Annotated in this window: 18 protein-coding genes; 13 read left to right on the top strand and 5 right to left on the bottom strand. The window is 66.7% G+C overall.

Features of this window, described 5'->3' with window-relative positions; genetic code table 11:
- The first annotated feature begins 35 nt into the window (after positions 1–35).
- The 3 genes from sppA to murI all read left to right on the top strand — a co-directional run bounded on the left by sppA (position 36) and on the right by murI (position 3,606).
- Positions 36–1,913, top strand: a complete 1,878-nt coding sequence (gene sppA / locus QT386_RS12345) for a signal peptide peptidase SppA (protein ID WP_289274074.1) — start codon at positions 36–38, stop codon at positions 1,911–1,913.
- Positions 1,914–1,928: 15 nt separating this feature from the next.
- Complete coding sequence (locus tag QT386_RS12350) at positions 1,929–2,720, top strand: alpha/beta fold hydrolase (RefSeq protein WP_289274075.1); 792 nt, start codon at positions 1,929–1,931, stop codon at positions 2,718–2,720.
- Positions 2,721–2,838: 118 nt separating this feature from the next.
- Positions 2,839–3,606, top strand: a complete 768-nt coding sequence (gene murI, locus QT386_RS12355; protein WP_367401433.1) for a glutamate racemase — start codon at positions 2,839–2,841, stop codon at positions 3,604–3,606.
- A 104-nt stretch (positions 3,607–3,710) separates the two neighbouring features.
- On the opposite strand, the gene nadC is transcribed toward murI, so the two are convergent.
- From nadC to QT386_RS12370, 3 genes are all read right to left on the bottom strand, one after another.
- Positions 3,711–4,565, bottom strand: a complete 855-nt coding sequence (gene nadC, locus QT386_RS12360; RefSeq protein WP_289274077.1) for a carboxylating nicotinate-nucleotide diphosphorylase — start codon at positions 4,563–4,565, stop codon at positions 3,711–3,713.
- 63 nt (positions 4,566–4,628) lie between these two features.
- Entirely contained in the window at positions 4,629–5,537 is a 909-nt protein-coding gene (gene argF, locus QT386_RS12365; protein WP_289274078.1) for an ornithine carbamoyltransferase, read from the bottom strand.
- A gap of 75 nt (positions 5,538–5,612) precedes the next feature.
- Positions 5,613–6,188, bottom strand: a complete 576-nt coding sequence (locus tag QT386_RS12370; RefSeq protein ID WP_289274079.1) for a superoxide dismutase — start codon at positions 6,186–6,188, stop codon at positions 5,613–5,615.
- A 199-nt stretch (positions 6,189–6,387) separates the two neighbouring features.
- Here QT386_RS12370 and grxD point away from each other — a divergent pair, with 199 nt between their 5' ends.
- Positions 6,388–6,717: a Grx4 family monothiol glutaredoxin gene (gene grxD, locus QT386_RS12375; RefSeq protein ID WP_289274080.1), complete on the top strand. Its 330-nt coding sequence runs from the start codon at positions 6,388–6,390 to the stop codon at positions 6,715–6,717.
- Between the two features lie 71 nt (positions 6,718–6,788).
- Here the strand turns inward: grxD and QT386_RS12380 are convergent, their stop codons facing one another.
- The gene (locus QT386_RS12380; protein WP_289274081.1) at positions 6,789–7,331 is read right to left on the bottom strand and encodes a DJ-1 family glyoxalase III; all 543 of its coding nucleotides are present in this window, start codon (positions 7,329–7,331) and stop codon (positions 6,789–6,791) included.
- Between the two features lie 174 nt (positions 7,332–7,505).
- On the opposite strand from QT386_RS12380, the gene QT386_RS12385 reads away from it, so the two are divergent.
- Positions 7,506–8,270: a competence/damage-inducible protein A gene (locus QT386_RS12385; RefSeq protein WP_289274082.1), complete on the top strand. Its 765-nt coding sequence runs from the start codon at positions 7,506–7,508 to the stop codon at positions 8,268–8,270.
- Positions 8,271–8,294: 24 nt separating this feature from the next.
- On the opposite strand, the gene QT386_RS12390 is transcribed toward QT386_RS12385, so the two are convergent.
- Positions 8,295–9,158, bottom strand: a complete 864-nt coding sequence (locus tag QT386_RS12390; RefSeq protein WP_289274083.1) for a DMT family transporter — start codon at positions 9,156–9,158, stop codon at positions 8,295–8,297.
- A gap of 109 nt (positions 9,159–9,267) precedes the next feature.
- Between QT386_RS12390 and QT386_RS12395 the strand changes: the two genes are divergently transcribed.
- From QT386_RS12395 to QT386_RS12430, 8 genes are all read left to right on the top strand, one after another.
- Positions 9,268–9,750: a response regulator gene (locus QT386_RS12395; protein WP_289274084.1), complete on the top strand. Its 483-nt coding sequence runs from the start codon at positions 9,268–9,270 to the stop codon at positions 9,748–9,750.
- Positions 9,751–9,752: 2 nt separating this feature from the next.
- Positions 9,753–11,528 carry a diguanylate cyclase gene (locus QT386_RS12400; RefSeq protein WP_289274085.1) on the top strand — a complete coding sequence of 592 codons (1,776 nt, stop codon included), beginning with the start codon at positions 9,753–9,755 and terminating at the stop codon, positions 11,526–11,528.
- On the top strand, positions 11,525–12,715 hold the full coding sequence (locus QT386_RS12405; RefSeq protein ID WP_289274086.1) for an ATP-binding protein: 1,191 nt from the start codon (positions 11,525–11,527) through the stop codon (positions 12,713–12,715). The genes QT386_RS12400 and QT386_RS12405 overlap by 4 nt, the downstream gene beginning before the upstream one ends.
- Positions 12,716–12,797: 82 nt before the next feature.
- A complete protein-coding gene (locus QT386_RS12410) occupies positions 12,798–13,100 on the top strand; it encodes a zinc ribbon domain-containing protein (RefSeq protein ID WP_289274087.1) in 303 nt (100 codons plus the stop codon).
- Between the two features lie 138 nt (positions 13,101–13,238).
- Entirely contained in the window at positions 13,239–15,035 is a 1,797-nt protein-coding gene (gene aspS / locus QT386_RS12415) for an aspartate--tRNA ligase (RefSeq protein ID WP_367401429.1), read from the top strand.
- Positions 15,036–15,063: 28 nt separating this feature from the next.
- A complete protein-coding gene (locus tag QT386_RS12420; protein ID WP_289274088.1) occupies positions 15,064–16,638 on the top strand; it encodes a hypothetical protein in 1,575 nt (524 codons plus the stop codon).
- A gap of 91 nt (positions 16,639–16,729) precedes the next feature.
- On the top strand, positions 16,730–17,827 hold the full coding sequence (gene nadA / locus QT386_RS12425) for a quinolinate synthase NadA (RefSeq protein WP_289274089.1): 1,098 nt from the start codon (positions 16,730–16,732) through the stop codon (positions 17,825–17,827).
- Between the two features lie 106 nt (positions 17,828–17,933).
- Positions 17,934–18,054 (top strand): hypothetical protein (locus QT386_RS12430; RefSeq protein WP_289274091.1); only part of this gene is annotated, 121 nt, incomplete at its 3' end.

The following is an 18,054-nucleotide window of genomic DNA, read 5'->3' on the forward strand; positions in this document are numbered from 1 at the left end:
CGGTCCAAGCGCGACTTCAGGTACTACAGGCATCCATGAGCGAACAGAAATCTTCCTCGGCCCTGGGCCGCTTCTTCGGGCGAGTCTGGAAGGTCGCGGTCATCATCTACCGCAGCCTTTTCGTGCTCAGCCTGGCCATCGGGCTGTTCGTGATGTTCACCTTCTTCGGCGGTGGCACGCCGCCGAAGATCGAGGACAACGTGGCGCTGATCCTGGCGCCAACCGGGGCCCTGGTGGAGCAGATCGACCAGGACCCGGGCCAGCACCTGGTGGAGAGCCTGCGCGGCGAGCCGCCGTCGCAGACCCTGCTGCGCGACCTGATCGACGCCCTGGAACTGGCGCGCGACGACAAGCGCATCACCTTTGCCGTGCTCAAGCTCGACGCCCTGGCCAATGCCGGCCTGCCGCAGCTGGAGGAACTGGGGGTAGCGATCAAGCGCTTCCAGGCCGCGGGCAAGAAGGTGGTGGCCTACAGCCCCTGGTACGACCAGGCGCCGTACTTCGCCGCGTCGCTCGCCGACGAGGTGGTGGTGGACCCGCAGGGCATGGTTCACATCGAAGGTTTCAGCGTCTACCAGAACTACTTCAAGGAAGCGCTGGACAAGCTTGGCGTGCGCATCAATGTGTTCCGTGTCGGCGAGTACAAGTCTGCGGTGGAGCCGTTCACCCGCAACGACATGTCCGAGGACGCGCGCCAGGCCAACATCGCCTGGCTGGGTGACCTGTGGACCGATTACGCCAAGGGCGTGGATAGCGCGCGCAAGCTGCCCGAGAACGGCGTGATCAACTACGTCACCGGCATGCGCGAGGCGCTGGAGACCGGTGGTGGCGACAGCGCGGCCTACGCCAAGAAGGCCGGGCTGGTGACGCACGTGGAGACGCTCAAGGAGTTCCGCCAGCGCATGGGCGCGATCGTGGGCGTCGACGATGACCACGGCAGCTTCCGCCAGGTGCACTTCAGCGAGTACCTGCGCGCCATGCAGCACGCCAGGAAGCCCAAGGCGACCGGCAAGGGCAGCAAGGTGGCGCTGGTGGTGGTGCAGGGCGAGATCGTGGACGGTCCGGGCGACGTCGGCCAGGCCGGCGGCGACACCATCGCCGACCTGCTCGACCAGGCGCGTCGCGACGAGGACGTGGCCGCGGTGGTCCTGCGCGTGGATTCGCCCGGCGGCAGCGTCTGGGCCTCCGAGCAGATCCGCCGCGAGGTGGATGCCCTGAAGGCCGAGGGCAAGCCGGTGGTGGCCTCCATGTCCACGGTGGCCGCCAGCGGTGGCTACTGGATCTCGATGGACGCCAACCAGATCTGGGCGCACAGCACCACGATCACGGGCTCCATCGGCATCTTCGGCCTGATCCCCACCATCGACCAGGCGCTGGGCAAGATCGGCGTGCACACCGACGGCGTCGGCACCACGTCGCTGGCCGGCAGCCTGCGCCTGGATCGGCCGCTGACGCCGGAAATATCCAGCATCATCCAGTCGCAGATCGACAAGGGCTACCGCGACTTCATCGGAGGCGTGGCCAAGGCGCGCAAGCTGCCGGTGGAGAAGGTCGACGGTCTGGCACGCGGCCGTGTCTGGAGCGGCGGCGAGGCCAAGACCCTCGGCCTGGTGGACCACCTCGGCGGGCTCGAGGAAGCGGCGGCTGCCGCGGCCAAGCTCGCCAGCCTGTCCCCGGAGAGCTATGAACTGCAGGAGTACAGCCCGGGGCGCGGCTTCCCCTTCGACTTCCTGCTGCCGTTCTCGGGCAGCATCAGGCTGGACTTCCTGCCGGCCGGGACCACGCGCTGGCTGACCACCCTGCTGCAGCGCACCGATGCCGAGCGCGCCCTGCGCAGCCTCAATGATCCGCGCGGCATGTACGCCAACTGCTACTGCACGCCGAGCATGGGCGGCAGCATCATGGGCCGCTGAAGCCTGCCGCCCGGCATGCCCACGGCCAGCATCGGCGATATCGACGTCCACTACGTCGAGGCGGGGTCCGGCACGCCGCTGGTGCTGGTCCACGGCCTGGGCGGCTCCTGGGCCGACTGGGACTACCAGATCGCGCCCTTCGGCGAGCACTACCGCGTGCTGGCGCCGGACCTGCGTGGCTTCGGCGATACGCCGATCGGCACGCAGGGGCCCGGGGTCATGCAGTTCGTCGAGGACCTGCGCCGTTTCCTCGATGCCATCGGCGTCGAGAGCTGCCTGCTGGTGGGCCACAGCATGGGCGGCGCGGTGTGCCTGCAGTTCGCGCTGCAGTACCCCCAGCGCGTGCAGCGCCTGGTGATCACCAACAGCGTGCCGGGCTTCCGTCCGCGCACGCCGCGACAGCACTTCGAGATCGGCTATCGCCTGCTGGTGATGGGCCTGCTGGGCCCGGCGCGGCTGTCGCGCATCAGCGCGCACCGCATGTTCCCGGGGCCGGAGAACGAGGGCCTGCGGGCCAAGGTGATCGCCCGCGGTGCCCGCAATACGCGGCGCGCCTATCTCGGCTCGCTTGGCCGGCTGGTGCAGTGGTCGGTGATCGACCGCTTGCCTGAGCTGAAGATGCCAGTGCTGGTGGTCGGGGCAGGGCGGGACTACTTCGGGCATGAAGACGTGGTGAAGTTCGCCCATGCGCTGCCGCGTGGCTACCTGCACTGGTTCCCCGAGGGGCGGCACGGCCTGCCTTCGGAGGCGCCAGAGGCCTTCAACCCGGTGCTGCTGAAGTTCTTCCGTCGCAAGGTGAAGGCATGAGCGAACAACCGGAGGTAGTGACTGAGGTCGTCGGCCTCCGCTCATGCCTGCGTCGACTCGCGACGCCAAGATCCCAGTGCTTCGTGCCGGGGCACTCAACGCTGCTCGCGACAGCAATATGAGTTCGGCGCCGATAGGTGTGTTCGACTCCGGCGTCGGCGGCATCTCCGTGCTGCGCGAGATCCGGCGCCTGCTGCCGCGCGAGAACCTGGTCTACTACGCCGACAGCGGCCATTGCCCCTACGGCGGCAAGACCCGCGAGCAGATCCAGGCACGGGCGGTAGCCATCACGGAATACCTGATCGCGCGCGGCGCCAAGCTGATCGTGGTGGCCTGCAACACCGCCACCATCGCCGCGGTGGAGCACCTGCGCGCCACCTATCCGATCCCCTTCGTCGGCATGGAGCCGGCGGTGAAGCCGGCGGCGGCGCAGACCCGAAGCGGTGTGGTCGGCGTGCTGGCCACCGGCGCGGCGCTGGGCGGCGATAAGTTCCACAAGCTGGTGGCGGATCACGCTGGCGGCGTGCGTGTGATCACCCAGCCCTGTCCGGGCCTGGTGGAGCAGGTGGAGGCGGGGCTGCTGGATACCCCGGAGACGCGCGAGCTGGTGCGGCGCTACACCGCCCCATTGCAGCAGCAGGGCGCCGACGTGCTGGTGCTGGGCTGTACCCACTATCCCTTCCTGCGGCCCCTGATCCAGGAAGTGGTGGGCAAGGAAGTGAGCCTGATCGACACCGGCGCCGCGGTGGCCCGGCAGGCGCAGCGCCTGCTGGAGCGCGAGGGGCTGGTCAACGATGCCGAAGCGGCCGGCAGCATCGAATGGCATGGCAGCGGCGACGCCGAGCAACTGGAGCGCCTGCGGCCGCTACTGATGCCAGAGGCGTAGAGGTGCACGAGGAGCGGGCGTTGGCCGCGAAGTCCGCCAGCCGTGTCGATCGGCGCTCGCGGCCAACGGCCGCTCCTACAAGTCAGTCAGGGTAATGGGGCCCTTCAGGCGAACCGCATCGACAGATCCAGCGCCCGGATGTGCTTGGTGATGCTGCCGATGGCGATGCGGTCCACGCCGCATTCGGCATAGCCGCGTACGTTCTGCAGTGTCGCGCCGCCCGAGTATTCGATCACGGTCTTGCCGCCACGGGCGCGGTGCTCGCGCACCAGGCGCACGGCCTCGCGCAGGTCCGGCAGGCTGAAGTCGTCCACCAGCAGCAGGTCCACGTCGGCTTCCAGCGCCGCGCGGGCCTCTTCCAGGGTCTCCGCCTCCGTCATCAGCGGCACGCCGGCCTGGAGGGCGCGGGCATTGGCGATGGCCTGGCGGATGCCACCGGCGGCGGCGATGTGGTTTTCCTTGATCAGGATTCCGTCGTAGAGGCCGATGCGGTGGTTGATGCCGCCGCCGCAGAGTACGGCGTACTTCTGTGCGTTGCGCAGGCCGGGCAGGGTCTTGCGCGTGTCGGCGATGCGCGCGCCGGTGCCGGCCACGGCGTCCACGTACTGGCGTACCGCAGTGGCGGTGCCGGACAGGGTCTGCAGGAAGTTCAGGGCCGGGCGCTCGCCGGTGAGCAGCGCGCGGGCCGGGCCCTTGAGTTCGTACAGGCGCTGGTCTGGGGCGACTTGCTGACCTTCCTGCACCAGCCACTTCACCTCGATGGCGGTATCCAGCTGGCGGAACACCTCGTCGACCCAGGGTCGGCCGCAGACCACGGCGTTCTCGCGGGAGATCACGTAGGCACGGCCCTGCTCGCCAGCCGGCACCAAGCGCGCCGTGAAGTCGCCGCCGCCCACATCCTCGGCCAGCGCATGCGCGACCACGGCAGACACATCATTGACGTACTTTGGCAGTTCCATTTCGCTATTTCGCCTCACGCCTCACGCCTCACGCCTCACGCCTCACGCCTCACGCCTCACGCCTCACGCCTTGGGCGTCATGCCGAGCAGGAATTCCACCAGGGCCATCTGCGCCCACAGGCGGTTCTCGGCCTCGTCGTAGATCACCGACTGCGGCCCGTCGATGACCGAGGCGCTGACTTCCTCGCCGCGGTGGGCGGGCAGGCAGTGCAGGAAGATGGCTTCCGGCTTGGCGCGCTTCATCAGCGCGTCGTCCACCTGGTAGCCGGCAAAGGCCTTCAGGCGGCGCTGGGTCTCGGCTTCCTGGCCCATGCTGGTCCAGGTATCGGTGATCACCACGTCGGCGCCGGCGGCGGCGCTGGCAGCGTCGGCCACCAGTTCGATGCGGGAGCCGCCGGCACGGACGATTTCCTGCGCAGGCTCATAGCCCTTGGGACTGGCGATCTTCAGCTTGAAGTCGAACAGCTGCGCCGCTTCGATGAAGGAGTGGCAGACGTTGTTGCCGTCGCCGATCCAGGCGGCGGTCTTGCCCTTGGGGCTGCCGCGGTGCTCGGTCCAGACCTGCATGTCGGCCAGCAGCTGGCAGGGATGGTGCAGGTTCGACAGGCCGTTGATCACCGGGACGCGGGAGTGGCGCGCCAGCTCTTCCTGGTCGGCCTGGGAATCATTGCGGATCATGATCGCGTCGCACATGCGCGACAGCACGTTGGCCGTGTCCCGCAGCGGCTCGTCGCGGCCCATCTGCGTGGCGTTGGCGCTGAGGAACAGGGCATGCCCGCCGAACTTCACCATGCCGGACTCGAAGCTGACGCGGGTGCGCGTCGAGCTCTTGGTGAACAGCATGGCCAGGGTCTTGCCGATGAACGGGCGGTAGGCGGGGTCGCGGCTGTTCTTGAGCGCGATGGCGCGCTCCACGATCCCCTGGGCTTCCTGCGCGCTCAGGTCGGACAGCTTCAGCAAGTGGCGGGTCATGACAAATCGGTTCCCTAGAAAAAGCAAAAGGGCCGCTACCGGATGGAGCGGCCCCGTTGCGGTGTGACTAAACGTTTAGCCGAGATTGCTCTCGACGAACTGCCAGTTCACCAGAGCCCAGAAGTGCTCGAGGAAGCTGGCGCGGGCGTTGCGGTAGTCGACGTAATAGGCGTGCTCCCAGACGTCGGCGGTGAGCAGCGGCTTCTGGCCGGCGGTCAGCGGGCAGCCGGCGTTGGAGGTGCTGACCAGGGCGAGGCTGCCGTCGGCATTCTGCACCAGCCAGGCCCAACCCGAGCCGAAGGTGTTCATCGCCACCTCGGTGAACTGCTTCTTGAAGTCCTCGACGCCGCCGAACTGCTTGACCAGCGCGTCGGTGAGCTTCTTGCCCGGCGGGGTCTGCTTCGGGGTGAGGCAGTTCCAGAAGAAGGTGTGGTTCCAGACCTGGGCGGCGTTGTTGAAGATCTTGCCCGAGGACTTCTTGACGATGTCCTCCAGCGCCATGTTCTCGAACTCGGTGCCGGCGATCAGCTTGTTGCCGTTGTCGACGTAAGCCTTGTGGTGCTTGCCGTAGTGGAAGTCCAGCGTCTCGGCGGACATGTGGGGAGCGAGCGCGTCGCGGGCGTAGGGGAGTTCAGGGAGCGTCAGAGCCATTGATTTGATTCCTTTTGTTGCTAAGCGGCGCCGGGGATGCGCCGGCCGGCTGCAAGTGGGGCCGACAAAATAGGCGAGCGGCCCCGCAAATTCAATACCACACATGGACTTGGACCGGTTCTTGCGAGGATTCATTCCCCGGGCAGTGCGCGTATAATCCGCGCCCGCCGTACCCTTACCAGCAGCCGGAGAAGGCAAAATGGACGCGCTGGAGCGCATCAAGAAGCAGGTCACCGACAACCCGATCATGATTTACATGAAGGGCTCGCCGGATTTTCCCCAGTGCGGATTTTCCGCCCGGGCGACCCAGGCCCTCAAGGCCTGCAACGTCCCGTTCTCCTACGTGAACATCTTCGAGGACGAAGAGGTCTATCGCGCACTGCCGAAGTACGCCAACTGGCCGACCTTCCCGCAGCTTTACGTCAAGGGTGAGCTGGTCGGCGGCTGCGACATCACGCTGGACCTCTACCAGTCCGGCGAACTGCAGAAGATGTTGCAGGAAGCGGTCGCGGACAGCAAAGCGGCCTGATTCACCCTCCGGTCAACGAAAAACGCCCGCGTAAGCGGGCGTTTTTCGTTTCCGGCCGCTGTTCCAGAGGATCAGGCGGCCAGCAGGCCCTGGGCGACCGAGCGGCGCTTTTCGGCCCCTGCCAGTACCTCCACCAGTTGCAGGCCGAACGCGACCGCGCTGGCCGGCCCCTGGCCGGTGACGCAGTGGCCGTCCACCACCACCGGCAGGTCCACATAATGCAGCAACTGTTCGCGGAAGGAGGGGTAGCAGGTGGCCTTCTTGCCGTCCAGCAAGCCATGCGCCGACAGCACCAGGGCCGGCGAGGCGCAGATCGCGCCGGTCCAGCGGTGGGCCTGGCGCTGGGCCTTGAGCTTGTCCACCAGGCCGGCATGAGCCGACAGGGCTTGCGCGCCCTTTTCGCCGCCCGGCAGGGCGATGAGATCGAAATCCCGGCCGGCGACATCCGCCCATAGCGCGTCGGCGGTCAGCTTCAGGCCACGGGTGCCTTCCACCTCGCGCCCACTCTCGATGCTGGCCACGGTCACCGCGACTTCACCACGCCGCAGCACGTTGATGATGGTGACGGCTTCCATGGATTCCGAACCGTTTGCGACGACGACCAGAGCATTCATCGTGGAAACTCCTTTGGTTTTTTTGGGTGAAAACCGTGGCTGGGCACGATGGTAGAATGCCACAGCCCTTTTCGCTTCCGCCCGACCCATAAAAATTAAGTTCGGAAAGCAGAGGATGCCGGGTTGTCGTCACATCAAAATCCCCATTGCCGGCGAGCGTCTGCGAGGTGAGGCATGGCTGTAGGTCTATTCGTGATCGGCGATGAAATCCTGTCAGGAAAACGCCAGGACAAGCACCTGTCCAGGGTCATCGGCCTGCTGGCCGAGCGCGGCATCGCACTGGACTGGGCGCAGTTCCTGGGGGACGACCAGGACCGCATCGCCGCCGCCATCGCCGCGGCCGTGGCGCGGGGAGATACCGTGCTGTCCTGCGGCGGCATCGGTGCCACGCCGGACGACTGCACCCGCCAGGCGGCGGCCCAGGCCTTCGGCCGTCCCATCGTCCGTCACCCGGAGGGCGAGGCCCTGATCCTGGCCCAGTACGGCGACCAGGCCCTGCCCAACCGGGTGCTGATGGCCGACTTCCCGGCCGGGGCGGAGCTGATCCCCAACCCGGTGAACCGGGTGGCGGGCTTCTCGGTGGAGAACTGCTACTTCGTCCCCGGCTTCCCGGAGATGGCCTGGCCGATGCTGGAGTGGGTGCTGGACCAGCGCCTGCGCCACCTGCACCAGGCCGAGCCGCCGGTGGAGTACTCCCTGAACGCCATCGGCCCGGTCACCGAGGGCGACCTGCTGCCGCTGATGCGGGAGACGCTCGAGCGCTGGCCCGCCATCAAGCTGGCCAGCCTGCCGTTCCGCGGCTCGCCGGAACGGCCGCGGCAGATCGAGTTCGGCTTCAAGGGGCCCAGGGCGGATGCGGCGGCGGCCTATGCCAGCTTCTGCGAGGGGTTGAAGGCCTGGCCGGCGATCGAGATCGAGGTGTTGAAGGCGCCTGCATAGGAAATGCAGGCCGGAGGGTTCTTCTCAGGCCTCCGCGGCAGGCGTCCGCTTCCACCCCACCATCACGCAGGTCGCCACCACCAGCAGGATGCCGAAGGCCGACCAGCCATCCAGGTTCTCGTCCCAGATCCACCAGGCCAGCAGGGCGGAGAACACCACCGAGGCGTAGGTGAAGGGCCCGACCAGGGCCGCCGGTGCCCAGGCGTAGGCCCGCGTCAGGTTGAGCTGGCCGACGGTGGCGGTGACGCCGGCGCCGACCAGCAGGGCCAGGGTCTGCAGGTCCGGAGTCTGCCAGGCCCACAGCAGGGGGATGGCGGAGATCACGGTAGCCAGGATCATGAAGTAGAGCACGATACGCTGTGCGGGCTCGGTGTCGGAGATGCGGCGAATGCTGACCATGGCGCAGCCGGCCAGGAATCCGGAGCCGGCGCCGACCAGCCCTGCCAGCCAGTCGATCTGGGTGCTGCCGGGTTTGACGATGAAGGCGAGGCCGACCAGGCCCAGCAGGGCGGCCGGGAACACCACGGCCGGCGGGCGTTCACCGATCCAGGCCCAGGCGATGAAGGGCACCCAGAGCGGGGTGGAGTAGGTCAGTAGCATGGCCTCGGCCAGGGGCAGGCGGGCGATGGCATAGAAGAAGGCATACATGGCCAGTACGCCGAAGCTGGCCCGCCAGAGGTGCCCGCCGACCCGGCTGCTGCGCAGGCTGTCGGCGCCCTGGCGCAGGACCCAGGGCATCAGGACCAGCAGGCTGACCAGGCAGCGGAAGAACACCACGACCTCATTGGTGGCTGTGGCGCTGGCGGCCTTGACGCAGACCCCGGTCAGCGAAAAGGCGGCTGCCGCGTAGACGGCATGGGCGGCGCCGCGCTTGAGATCGTTCTGCATGATGGGAGTATTGGGGGGAGCGATGGACGGCGTGGAAACGGTATAAACAATCCAAGGAAAGCCCCCATCACCACTGGTAGATTTTAGCGCAACGTATGGAGTGCCGAGGATGGCCATGATGGACAGCGAGGGAACGCCGGTATCCGCGACAGCGGATGGCCGCGAATACGTGCTGATGCTGGTGGAGGACAGCCCGGCGGACGTCCGGCTGGCGCAGGAGGTCTTCCGCGATGCCGGGTTCCGCCACCGCCTGCATGTGGCACGGGATGGCGAGCAGGCCCTGCGCATGCTGCGCCGGGAGGGCGAGCATGCCCGCCTGCCGCTGCCGGACCTGGTGCTGCTGGACTTGAACCTGCCGCGCCGCGACGGCCGCGAGGTCCTGCGCGAGGTCAAGGGTGACCCCAAGCTGCGCCAGATCCCGGTGCTGATCCTGAGCACCTCCAAGGCCGAGCGGGACGTGGTGGAGTGCTACCAGTCCCACGCCAACGCCTACCTGGTGAAGCCGGTGGACCTCGAGGAATTCGAGCGCCTGGCCAGCATGATCCGCGATTGCTGGCTGGGCATGATCCAGTTGCCGCCCCGCATGGAATGAGCGTGTCCGCAGCCCCGCAACCACCCACCATCGCCCCGTTCTCGATCCTTGCGGTCGAGGACTCGCCGGCGGACGCGCGCCTGCTGAAGGAGTCGCTGCGCGAGGCGATCGACCGCGGCGAACTGGTGCTCAAGACCGTGCGCAGCATCGGCGACGCCGAGGAGGAACTGCGTCGCAACCCGCATGACTGCGCCCTGCTGGACCTGGGGCTGCCGGACGGGCAGGGCCTGGCCAATGTCGAGCGCCTGCGCAGCCTGGCGCCGCAGCTGGCCGTGATCGTGCTCACCGGCCTGGACTGCGAAAGCTCGGCGATCCGGGCGCTACAGCTCGGCGCGCAGGAATATGTCGTCAAGGGGCAGTACGAGGGCGAGCGCCTGCTCAAGGTGGTGCGCCATGCCCTGGAGCGCAGCCGGCAAGTGCGCGAGTTGGAGGAACGCAGCGCGCGCCAGTTCGAGCAGGCCAGCCACGATCCGGTCACCGGGCTGATCAACCGCAAGCTCTTCGAGGAGCGCGCCCGCCAGCACCTGGCCACGGCCCAGGCCAAGCGTTTCGCCATCTGCTTCCTGGACCTGGATCGCTTCAAGGCGGTCAACGACCGCCACGGCCACGCCGTGGGCGATGCCCTGCTGTTGCGCATCGCGCAGATCCTGCGGGAGTCGGTGCGCGACAGCGACACCCTGGCGCGCATCGGCGGTGACGAATTCGCGATCCTGCTGTCCTCCATCGGCGAGCTGGCGCGTGCCCGCGAAGTGGCAGAACGCATCGTCGAGCGCATCCGCGGCATCGAGAGCATCGAGGGGCGGGCGGTCTCGGTGGGCTGCAGCGTCGGCATCGCGCTCTATCCGGAGCACGGCGAGACGCTGGAGGAACTGCTGCATCATTCCGACGCCGCCATGTACCGCGCCAAGGGCAGCGGCGGCGGTGTGCTATCGCTGCCCGACGAGTTCGGCGCCGCCGATGCCGAGCTGTCGGGGCAGTTCGGTGCCGACGCGGCCAAGGCCGTCGCCGAGGGCGGCTTCGAGATCCATTTCCAGCCCTGGCTGCATTACGGCACGGGCGACGTGGCCGGCATCGAGGCGCTGCTGCGCTGGCGCCGTCCGGAGGGCCTGCTGCTGCCGGCGGAATTCCTGCCGATGCTGGAGCGGGGTGGGCGCATGCCAGAGCTGGGCCTGGAGCTGGCGCGGCTGGCAGCGCGCGACTGGCGCGGCTGGCGTGACGCCGGGCTGGCGCCGGGCCTGCTGGCCCTGAACCTTTCGGGTGCCGAGCTGCAGGCGCCGCAGCAGGCGGAGCGCCTGGTGGCGGTGCTGGCAGAGGAGGGCATCCGCCCGGACCAGGTGCAGCTGGAGGTAGATGCCGCCGTCATGGGGACCTCCGACGGGCGCCTGGCGGTGCCGGCGGAGCGCTTCCGCGAGGCTGGTTTTGCCATGGTGCTGGAGGGCTTCCTGCCGGGCAACGGCGACCTGCATGCCCTGGCCTCGCCGGCCATTGCCGGCGTCAAACTGGACCGCAGGCTGCTGCGCGCCGCCGCTCGCGAGGGGCGCAACAGTACCCCGCATCGTTTCCTGCTGGGGCTGCTGGCGGCGGCTTCGGCCCTGCAGTTGCAGGTGTTCCTCACCGGCATCGAATCGGGCGAGGAGCTGGAGGGCTTTGCCGGCCTGGATTTCCGCTATGTGCAGGGCTTCTGGCCCTGTCCGCCGTTGGCCAGCGAGGCACTGGCCGACTACCTTCGTGGGGGTGCCGGCCAACGCCGGCCCGCCGCCGAGACCTCCGCCGCATGAACGTCCTGTTGAACTGGCTGGACCCCACGCCCCTGATGCCGCATTCGTTCTGCTTCGTGGGGCGCCAGGACCTGATCCTGCTGCATGTTCTCGGTGACCTGACCATCGCCCTGGCGTACTTCATGATCCCGGTGACCATGATGTATTTCCTGCGGCGCTACCGGAATCGCATCAGTTTCAACTGGGCCATCGCGCTGTTCGCGGCGTTCATCACGCTCTGCGGTGTCACCCACGTCTTCGGCATCATCACCATCTGGCACCCGGTCTATTACCTGGAAGGTTGGATCAAGGCCCTGACCGCCCTGGTGTCGCTGGCGACCGCGCTGGCGATCATCCCCCTGGTGCCCAAGCTGCTGGCCATGCGCTCCCCGCAGGAGTTGCAGGAGTCCAACCACCGCCTGCAGGAGGAGATCCTGCTGCGCGAGTCCGCCGAGCGGAACTTGCGCAAGTCCCTGACCGAGCAGAAGCGCGCCGCGGCGGAGCTGGAGCAGTTCGCCTACATCACCTCGCATGACCTGCAGGCGCCGCTGCGCAACATCTCCGGCTTCTCGCGCCTGCTGTCGCAGCGCTACAAGAGCAAGCTCGACGGCGACGCCCTGGAGTTCCTCGAATTCATCGAGCAGGGCACGCGGCAGATGCAGACCCTGATCAACGACCTGCTGGCACTGTCGCGGGTGGGCCGCACCGATTCGCCGTTCGAGAAGAAGCCCCTGGGCAGCACGCTGGACAAGGCGCGCAGGGCGCTGGAGAGCGAGTTCGAGCGCTCCGGCGCCACGCTGATCGCCGAGAACCTGCCGGAGATCACGGCCGACCACAGTCTGCTGCAGCAGTTGTTCCAGAACCTGGTCGGCAACGCCATCAAGTTCCAGCCCCAGGGCGGCAAGCCGGTGATCGAGGTCTACTGCGACCGTCGCAAGGACGACTGGCACATCACCGTGATCGACAACGGCATCGGCATCCCGGCCGACCAGCTGGAGAACATCTTCGCGGTATTCCGTCGCTTGCACGGTCCGGGCGAGTACGAGGGTACCGGCATCGGCCTGGCCATCTGCCGCAAGATCGTGGCCTACCACGGTGGCCAGATCTGGGCCGAGAGCCGACCCAAGGGGGCCGAGTTCCACATCCAGATCCCGGTGCAGCCAGCCACCCAGCGCAGCCCCAAGATCACACCGCCGGACGTCGGATAAGGGGAGGGGGTCTTGAAAAGGCCCGGCCGGACCCTATAGCCTCCGCGCCCGTTGTGTTTTTTGACGTTTCATCGAGGTTGCCATGCCGATTTACGAGTACGTTTGCCGGGATTGCGGAGTCGAAACCGAGATCATGCAGCGCATTTCCGATGCGCCGGAGACCGATTGCCCCTCCTGCGGCAAGGCGGCCCTGACCAAGGTCGTCTCCGCCGCCGGCTTCCGCCTCAGCGGCGGCGGCTGGTACGAAACCGACTTCAAGTCCGGCAGCAAGAAGAACCTGACCGGCGAGTCGGCATCCGGCTCGGGCTCTGACTCCGGCGCGTCCTGCACCCCGTCCGGTTGCGACAAGCCGGCCTGCGCCGCCAAGACCGACGCGGCGGCCTGAACGGCCCTCAGGCTGCGGTTTTACAGGCAAACGGCGCCCTCGGGGCGCCGTTTCGCGTTTCCGGGCAGGCGGTTACACTACGCGACCCGTCGTTCCGGCCGAGATTGCAAGGGCCGGCGTAAACCTAAAGATTCCAACATGATGCGTTCCCATTACTGCGGCCAGGTCACCGAAGCGCTGACCGGCCAGACCGTTATCGTTTCCGGCTGGGTGCACCGCCGCCGCGACCATGGCGGTGTGATTTTTATCGACCTGCGCGACCGTGAAGGCCTGCTGCAGTGCGTATTCGATCCGGATACCCCGGAAGCCTTCCAGCTGGCCGACAAGCTGCGCTCGGAATACGTCGTCAAGATCACCGGCCGCGTGCGTCCGCGCCCCACCGGCACCGAGAATGCCGGTCTGACCACCGGCAAGATCGAGCTGCTGGCCAAAGAGATCGAGCTGCTGAACAAGGCGGAAACCCCGCCGTTCCACCCGGACGACGAGACCGCCGGCGAGGACATCCGCCTCAAGTACCGCTACATCGACCTGCGCCGCACGTCGATGCAGAAGAACCTGCGCCTGCGCCATGAAGTGGTGCGCCGCATGCGCAACTATATGGACGCCAAGGGTTTCGTCGATGTCGAGACGCCGATCCTGACCAAGGCGACGCCGGAAGGCGCGCGTGACTACCTGGTGCCCAGCCGCACGCACCAGGGCCAGTTCTTCGCGCTGCCGCAGTCGCCGCAGCTGTTCAAGCAGCTGCTGATGATGTCGGGCCTGGACCGCTACTACCAGATCGCGCGCTGCTTCCGCGACGAGGACCTGCGCGCGGACCGCCAGCCGGAATTCACCCAGCTCGACGTCGAGACCTCGTTCCTGACGCAGGACGAGATCATGGCCCTGATCGAGGGGCTGGTGAAGGAACTGTTCCAGGAAGTCCTGGGCGTGGACCTGGGCGAGCTGCCGCACATGACCTACGCCGACGCCATGGCGCGCTATGGCTCGGACAAGCCGGACCTGCGCAACCCGCTGGAGCTGGTCGACGTGGCCGACCTGGTCAAGGACGTGGACTTCAAGGTCTTCGCCGGCCCGGCCAACGATCCCAAGTGCCGCGTCACGGCCCTGCGCGTGCCCGGTGGCCGCGAGCGCCTGTCGCGCGGCGAGATCGACAAGTACACCGAGTTCGTCAAGATCTACGGCGCCCGGGGCCTGGCCTACATCGTCGTCAACGACAAGGCCAAGGGCCGTGACGGCCTGCAGTCGCCGATCGTCAAGAACATCCACGATGCGGCCCTGGCCGGCATCCTGGAGCGCACCGGTGCGCAGGACGGCGACGTGCTTTTCTTCGGCGCCGACAAGCACGGCGTGGTCTCCGATGCCCTCGGCGCGCTGCGCCTGAAGGTCGGCAACGACCTGGGCATCACCGCCCAGGGCTGGAAGGCCCTGTGGGTGGTGGACTGGCCGATGTTCGAGTGGGACGACCGCGAAGGCGGCCGCTGGGTCTCGCCGCATCACCCCTTCACGGCGCCCAAGCAGTTCGACGCGCAGGAAATCCGGAACAATCCGGGAACGATCCTGTCCCAGGGTTACGACATCGTGTTGAACGGTATCGAGCTGGGCGGCGGATCGGTGCGTATCCACCGGGCCGACGTGCAGCAGGCGGTGTTCGACCTGCTGGGGATCGGCGCGGAGGAGCAGCAGGAGAAGTTCGGCTTCCTGCTGGAGGCGCTGTCTTTTGGCGCGCCTCCGCACGGTGGCCTGGCGATCGGCGTGGACCGCCTGGTCATGCTGATGGCGGGCGGGCAGAGCATCCGAGAGGTGATCGCCTTCCCCAAGACGCAGACCGCGCATTGCCCGCTGACCAATGCTCCGAGTTCGGTGGATGCCAAGCAGCTCCGCGAACTGAGCATTCGCAGCACCGTACAGCCCAAGGAGCCGGCGAAGCCGGCCTGAAGCGCATCAAATCTGAGGAATGCTGAAGATGGGAATCAAGCAGGGCGGAATCGTGGGCTTGGTCGCCGCGTCGGTCGTAGTGATGCTGGCCGGGTGCAGCGGCGTGGGCGACGGCAGCGCGCCGGATCCGAATTCCGTCAAGGATTTCGACAAGATCGGCGGCACGTCCCTGTTGGGCACTGACAAGCGCTACACGGTCTATACCTGCCTCCCGGAAACCCTCCAGTACGGCATCTCCTATACCAACGGCGGCGGTCGCGAGAACTTCTCCAATCGCGCCAAGTGGACCTCCAACCGCCCCGACATCCTGTACGTCAGCAACGTTGGCGATTTGGCGGTGCCGGCTGCCAACGATCCTGAGACAGGCAAGCCGCTGTACTTCCAGGTCGGCGGGCGTCTGGTTCCGTTGCAGGCGGGCGAGGCTGAGATTACCGCCGACTTCTATGGTATCAAGCTGACCAAGACCTACAAGGTCGAGAATCCGGAGGGCCTCCGGGTGCAGGCCGTGGGTGCCTTCAAGCCGGATACCAAGTCGGTCAAGTTGGCGCATAGCACGGTGATGAACGCGCTGCTGTCGGGCAAGGTGAACGGCACTGAAATCGACCTCGGTTTCGCCATCGACAAGTGGGCGTTCGATACGCCGGACGAGACCGTGGCCAAGCTGGAAGCCGCCAGTGTGGTTGGAGTCAACGTTCGTGCGCTGGAGAAGACCACCGCTGCGGGGGCTGAAATGAGGCTGCGGCCGCTGCTGCAGGCCTGCCCCCAGAGCAATGCCCTCTTGAGCAAAGCCTACCTCGACGTGGGTGTCGCGGCGGCTACCGGTCTGATAGTGGACCGTGAGTTCGACACCATGCCCAATGGCAACGTCCTGGCCGTGGTCGATCCGACCAAGTCCAAGACCGGTCTGAGCTCCGAACTGCTGCGTGTCTGGACGACCTTCGACGCCGCGCGCACCGAGCGAGAACTGGACGTTTCGAGCCTGTCGATCCTCAACTCCCCGCAATCCTTCCTCTACGCCAAGTCCTCCAACACGGACGTCATTCTTCCCGGCGCCGGCGCCAGGCCTTCCGGCATCCTGGCCGTGAATACGGCCAAAGCCGAGACGGGCGTGACCCCGCCCGAGACGAGTGCCCCGGTGACGATCGATTTCTGCCTGTCCGCTGCTCCGCCGCCGGATGATCCGGCGACTCCGGATGTGAACGAATCCACTACCGCGCCCATCACCTGCCGCGCCGCGCAGGCCGATCCGCTGACCTTCTACGTCAAGAAGAAGACCCTGCAATCCATCGACGTGACGCCGACAAGTCCGGCGGCTCTGGTCGCGCTGCTGTCGCTGCAGTTCCGGGCCACCGGCACCTACACCGACGGCTCGCAGCAGGACCTGACCCGGCATGTGAACTGGACCAGCAGCCAGCCGCTCAAGGCCACGATCGTCAACGGCGTGATCGCCGGTGCGGGCCTGCTGCGCTCGCTGTATGTCGACAACGTCGACGAGAACAGCACGACGCCCGAACTGGAGCAGCGCACCGTCAAGGTGACGGCGGACATCGATACCGCCACGGTCACCAAGACCCGCGAGGTCACGGTCATCCTCGACAAGTAAGCATCCCCCGGCCCTCAACCGGTAGTGGTTGAGGGCCGGCCGCGCTACAATGTCTGGCTAATGACGGGCATTTTCAGGCCTGGAGGCCGACATGGCTGCCGCGCTCAAGATCGAGCATTTCAATCTGCTGGACGATGGCGAATGCGACGCACGCATTACCGCCGCCAAGAAGCTGCTGGGCAAGCGCCTATGCATCCTTGGTCATCACTACCAGCGCAACGAAGTCTTCAAACACGCTGATTTCACAGGGGATTCCCTGAAGCTGTCACAGCTCGCATCGAAGTCGGATGCGGAATTCATCGTGTTCTGCGGCGTGCACTTCATGGCCGAGGTGGCGGACATCCTCACCAATGGCCAGCGCTCCGTGATCCTGCCGGACCTCGCGGCCGGCTGCTCCATGGCGGACATGGCCAACCTGGTCAAGGTCAACAAGTGCTGGGCGGAACTGTCCGAGATTCTTGATCCGGATCAGATGGTTACGCCAGTAACCTACATCAATTCCGCAGCGGACCTGAAGGCCTTCTGCGGCAACCATGGCGGCATCGTCTGCACCTCCAGCAACGCCCGCGCGGTGCTGGAGTGGAGCTTCGCCCGCCGCGAGAAGGTGCTGTTCTTTCCCGACCAGCACCTGGGCCGCAACACCGCCAAGAACATGGGCATCGGCCTGGACCAGATGATCGTCTGGGACTTCAACAAGCCCCTGGGTGGCAACACGCCCGAGGCGATCCGCGCCGCCAGGATGATCCTGTGGAAGGGCTTCTGCTCGGTCCACCAGATGTTCCAGCCCGCGCACATCGACAATTTCCGCAGCCGCCACCCGGAAGGCAAGGTCATCAGCCACCCGGAAAACGCGCTGCAGGTCTGCGAGAAGAGCGACTTCGTCGGCAGCACCGAGTACATCCTGCGCACCGTTCGGGCCTCCAACCCCGGCGACCACTGGCTGGTCGGCACTGAGCTGAACCTGGTGAACCGCCTGGCGGACGAGATGAAGCCCAAGGGCGTGAAGGTGGAGTTCATGTCGCCCACCGTGTGCATGTGCTCCACGATGTTCCGCACCGACCCGCAGCATCTCGCCTGGACCCTGGACAACCTGGTGGCCGGCAAGGTAGTCAACCAGATCCGCGTGCCGGCCGACATCGCCAGGCCCGCCAAGGCGGCGCTGGAACTGATGCTGGAAGTCGTCGACTAGTTCTATAAAGACGGGAATCGGGAATGGGGAATCGGGAATCGTAGAAGCCCAGCCTCTTTTGACGATTCCCGATTCCCGATTCCCGATTCCCGAGTAGAAAGAAGCCATGTGGACCAACGCCCCGAGCCTTTCCGAATTCGACCCTGAGCTGTCCTCTGCCATCCGCAAGGAAGAAGGCCGGCAGGAAGCGCACATCGAGCTGATCGCCTCCGAGAACTACGCCAGCC

This window comes from Solimonas sp. SE-A11 (assembly GCF_030345715.1).
GTDB lineage: Bacteria > Pseudomonadota > Gammaproteobacteria > Nevskiales > Nevskiaceae > Solimonas_A.

Excerpts from the sequence above, each read along its gene's own strand:
- sppA (WP_289274074.1), top strand. The coding sequence starts at position 36 with ATGAGCGAACAGAAATCTTCCTCGGCCCTGGGCCGCTTCTTCGGGCGA.
- QT386_RS12350 (WP_289274075.1), top strand. The coding sequence starts at position 1,929 with ATGCCCACGGCCAGCATCGGCGATATCGACGTCCACTACGTCGAGGCG.
- murI (WP_367401433.1), top strand. The coding sequence starts at position 2,839 with ATGAGTTCGGCGCCGATAGGTGTGTTCGACTCCGGCGTCGGCGGCATC.
- nadC (WP_289274077.1), bottom strand. The coding sequence starts at position 4,565 with ATGGAACTGCCAAAGTACGTCAATGATGTGTCTGCCGTGGTCGCGCAT.
- argF (WP_289274078.1), bottom strand. The coding sequence starts at position 5,537 with ATGACCCGCCACTTGCTGAAGCTGTCCGACCTGAGCGCGCAGGAAGCC.
- QT386_RS12370 (WP_289274079.1), bottom strand. The coding sequence starts at position 6,188 with ATGGCTCTGACGCTCCCTGAACTCCCCTACGCCCGCGACGCGCTCGCT.
- grxD (WP_289274080.1), top strand. The coding sequence starts at position 6,388 with ATGGACGCGCTGGAGCGCATCAAGAAGCAGGTCACCGACAACCCGATC.
- QT386_RS12380 (WP_289274081.1), bottom strand. The coding sequence starts at position 7,331 with ATGAATGCTCTGGTCGTCGTCGCAAACGGTTCGGAATCCATGGAAGCC.
- QT386_RS12385 (WP_289274082.1), top strand. The coding sequence starts at position 7,506 with ATGGCTGTAGGTCTATTCGTGATCGGCGATGAAATCCTGTCAGGAAAA.
- QT386_RS12390 (WP_289274083.1), bottom strand. The coding sequence starts at position 9,158 with ATGCAGAACGATCTCAAGCGCGGCGCCGCCCATGCCGTCTACGCGGCA.
- QT386_RS12395 (WP_289274084.1), top strand. The coding sequence starts at position 9,268 with ATGGCCATGATGGACAGCGAGGGAACGCCGGTATCCGCGACAGCGGAT.
- QT386_RS12405 (WP_289274086.1), top strand. The coding sequence starts at position 11,525 with ATGAACGTCCTGTTGAACTGGCTGGACCCCACGCCCCTGATGCCGCAT.
- QT386_RS12410 (WP_289274087.1), top strand. The coding sequence starts at position 12,798 with ATGCCGATTTACGAGTACGTTTGCCGGGATTGCGGAGTCGAAACCGAG.
- aspS (WP_367401429.1), top strand. The coding sequence starts at position 13,239 with ATGATGCGTTCCCATTACTGCGGCCAGGTCACCGAAGCGCTGACCGGC.
- QT386_RS12420 (WP_289274088.1), top strand. The coding sequence starts at position 15,064 with ATGGGAATCAAGCAGGGCGGAATCGTGGGCTTGGTCGCCGCGTCGGTC.
- nadA (WP_289274089.1), top strand. The coding sequence starts at position 16,730 with ATGGCTGCCGCGCTCAAGATCGAGCATTTCAATCTGCTGGACGATGGC.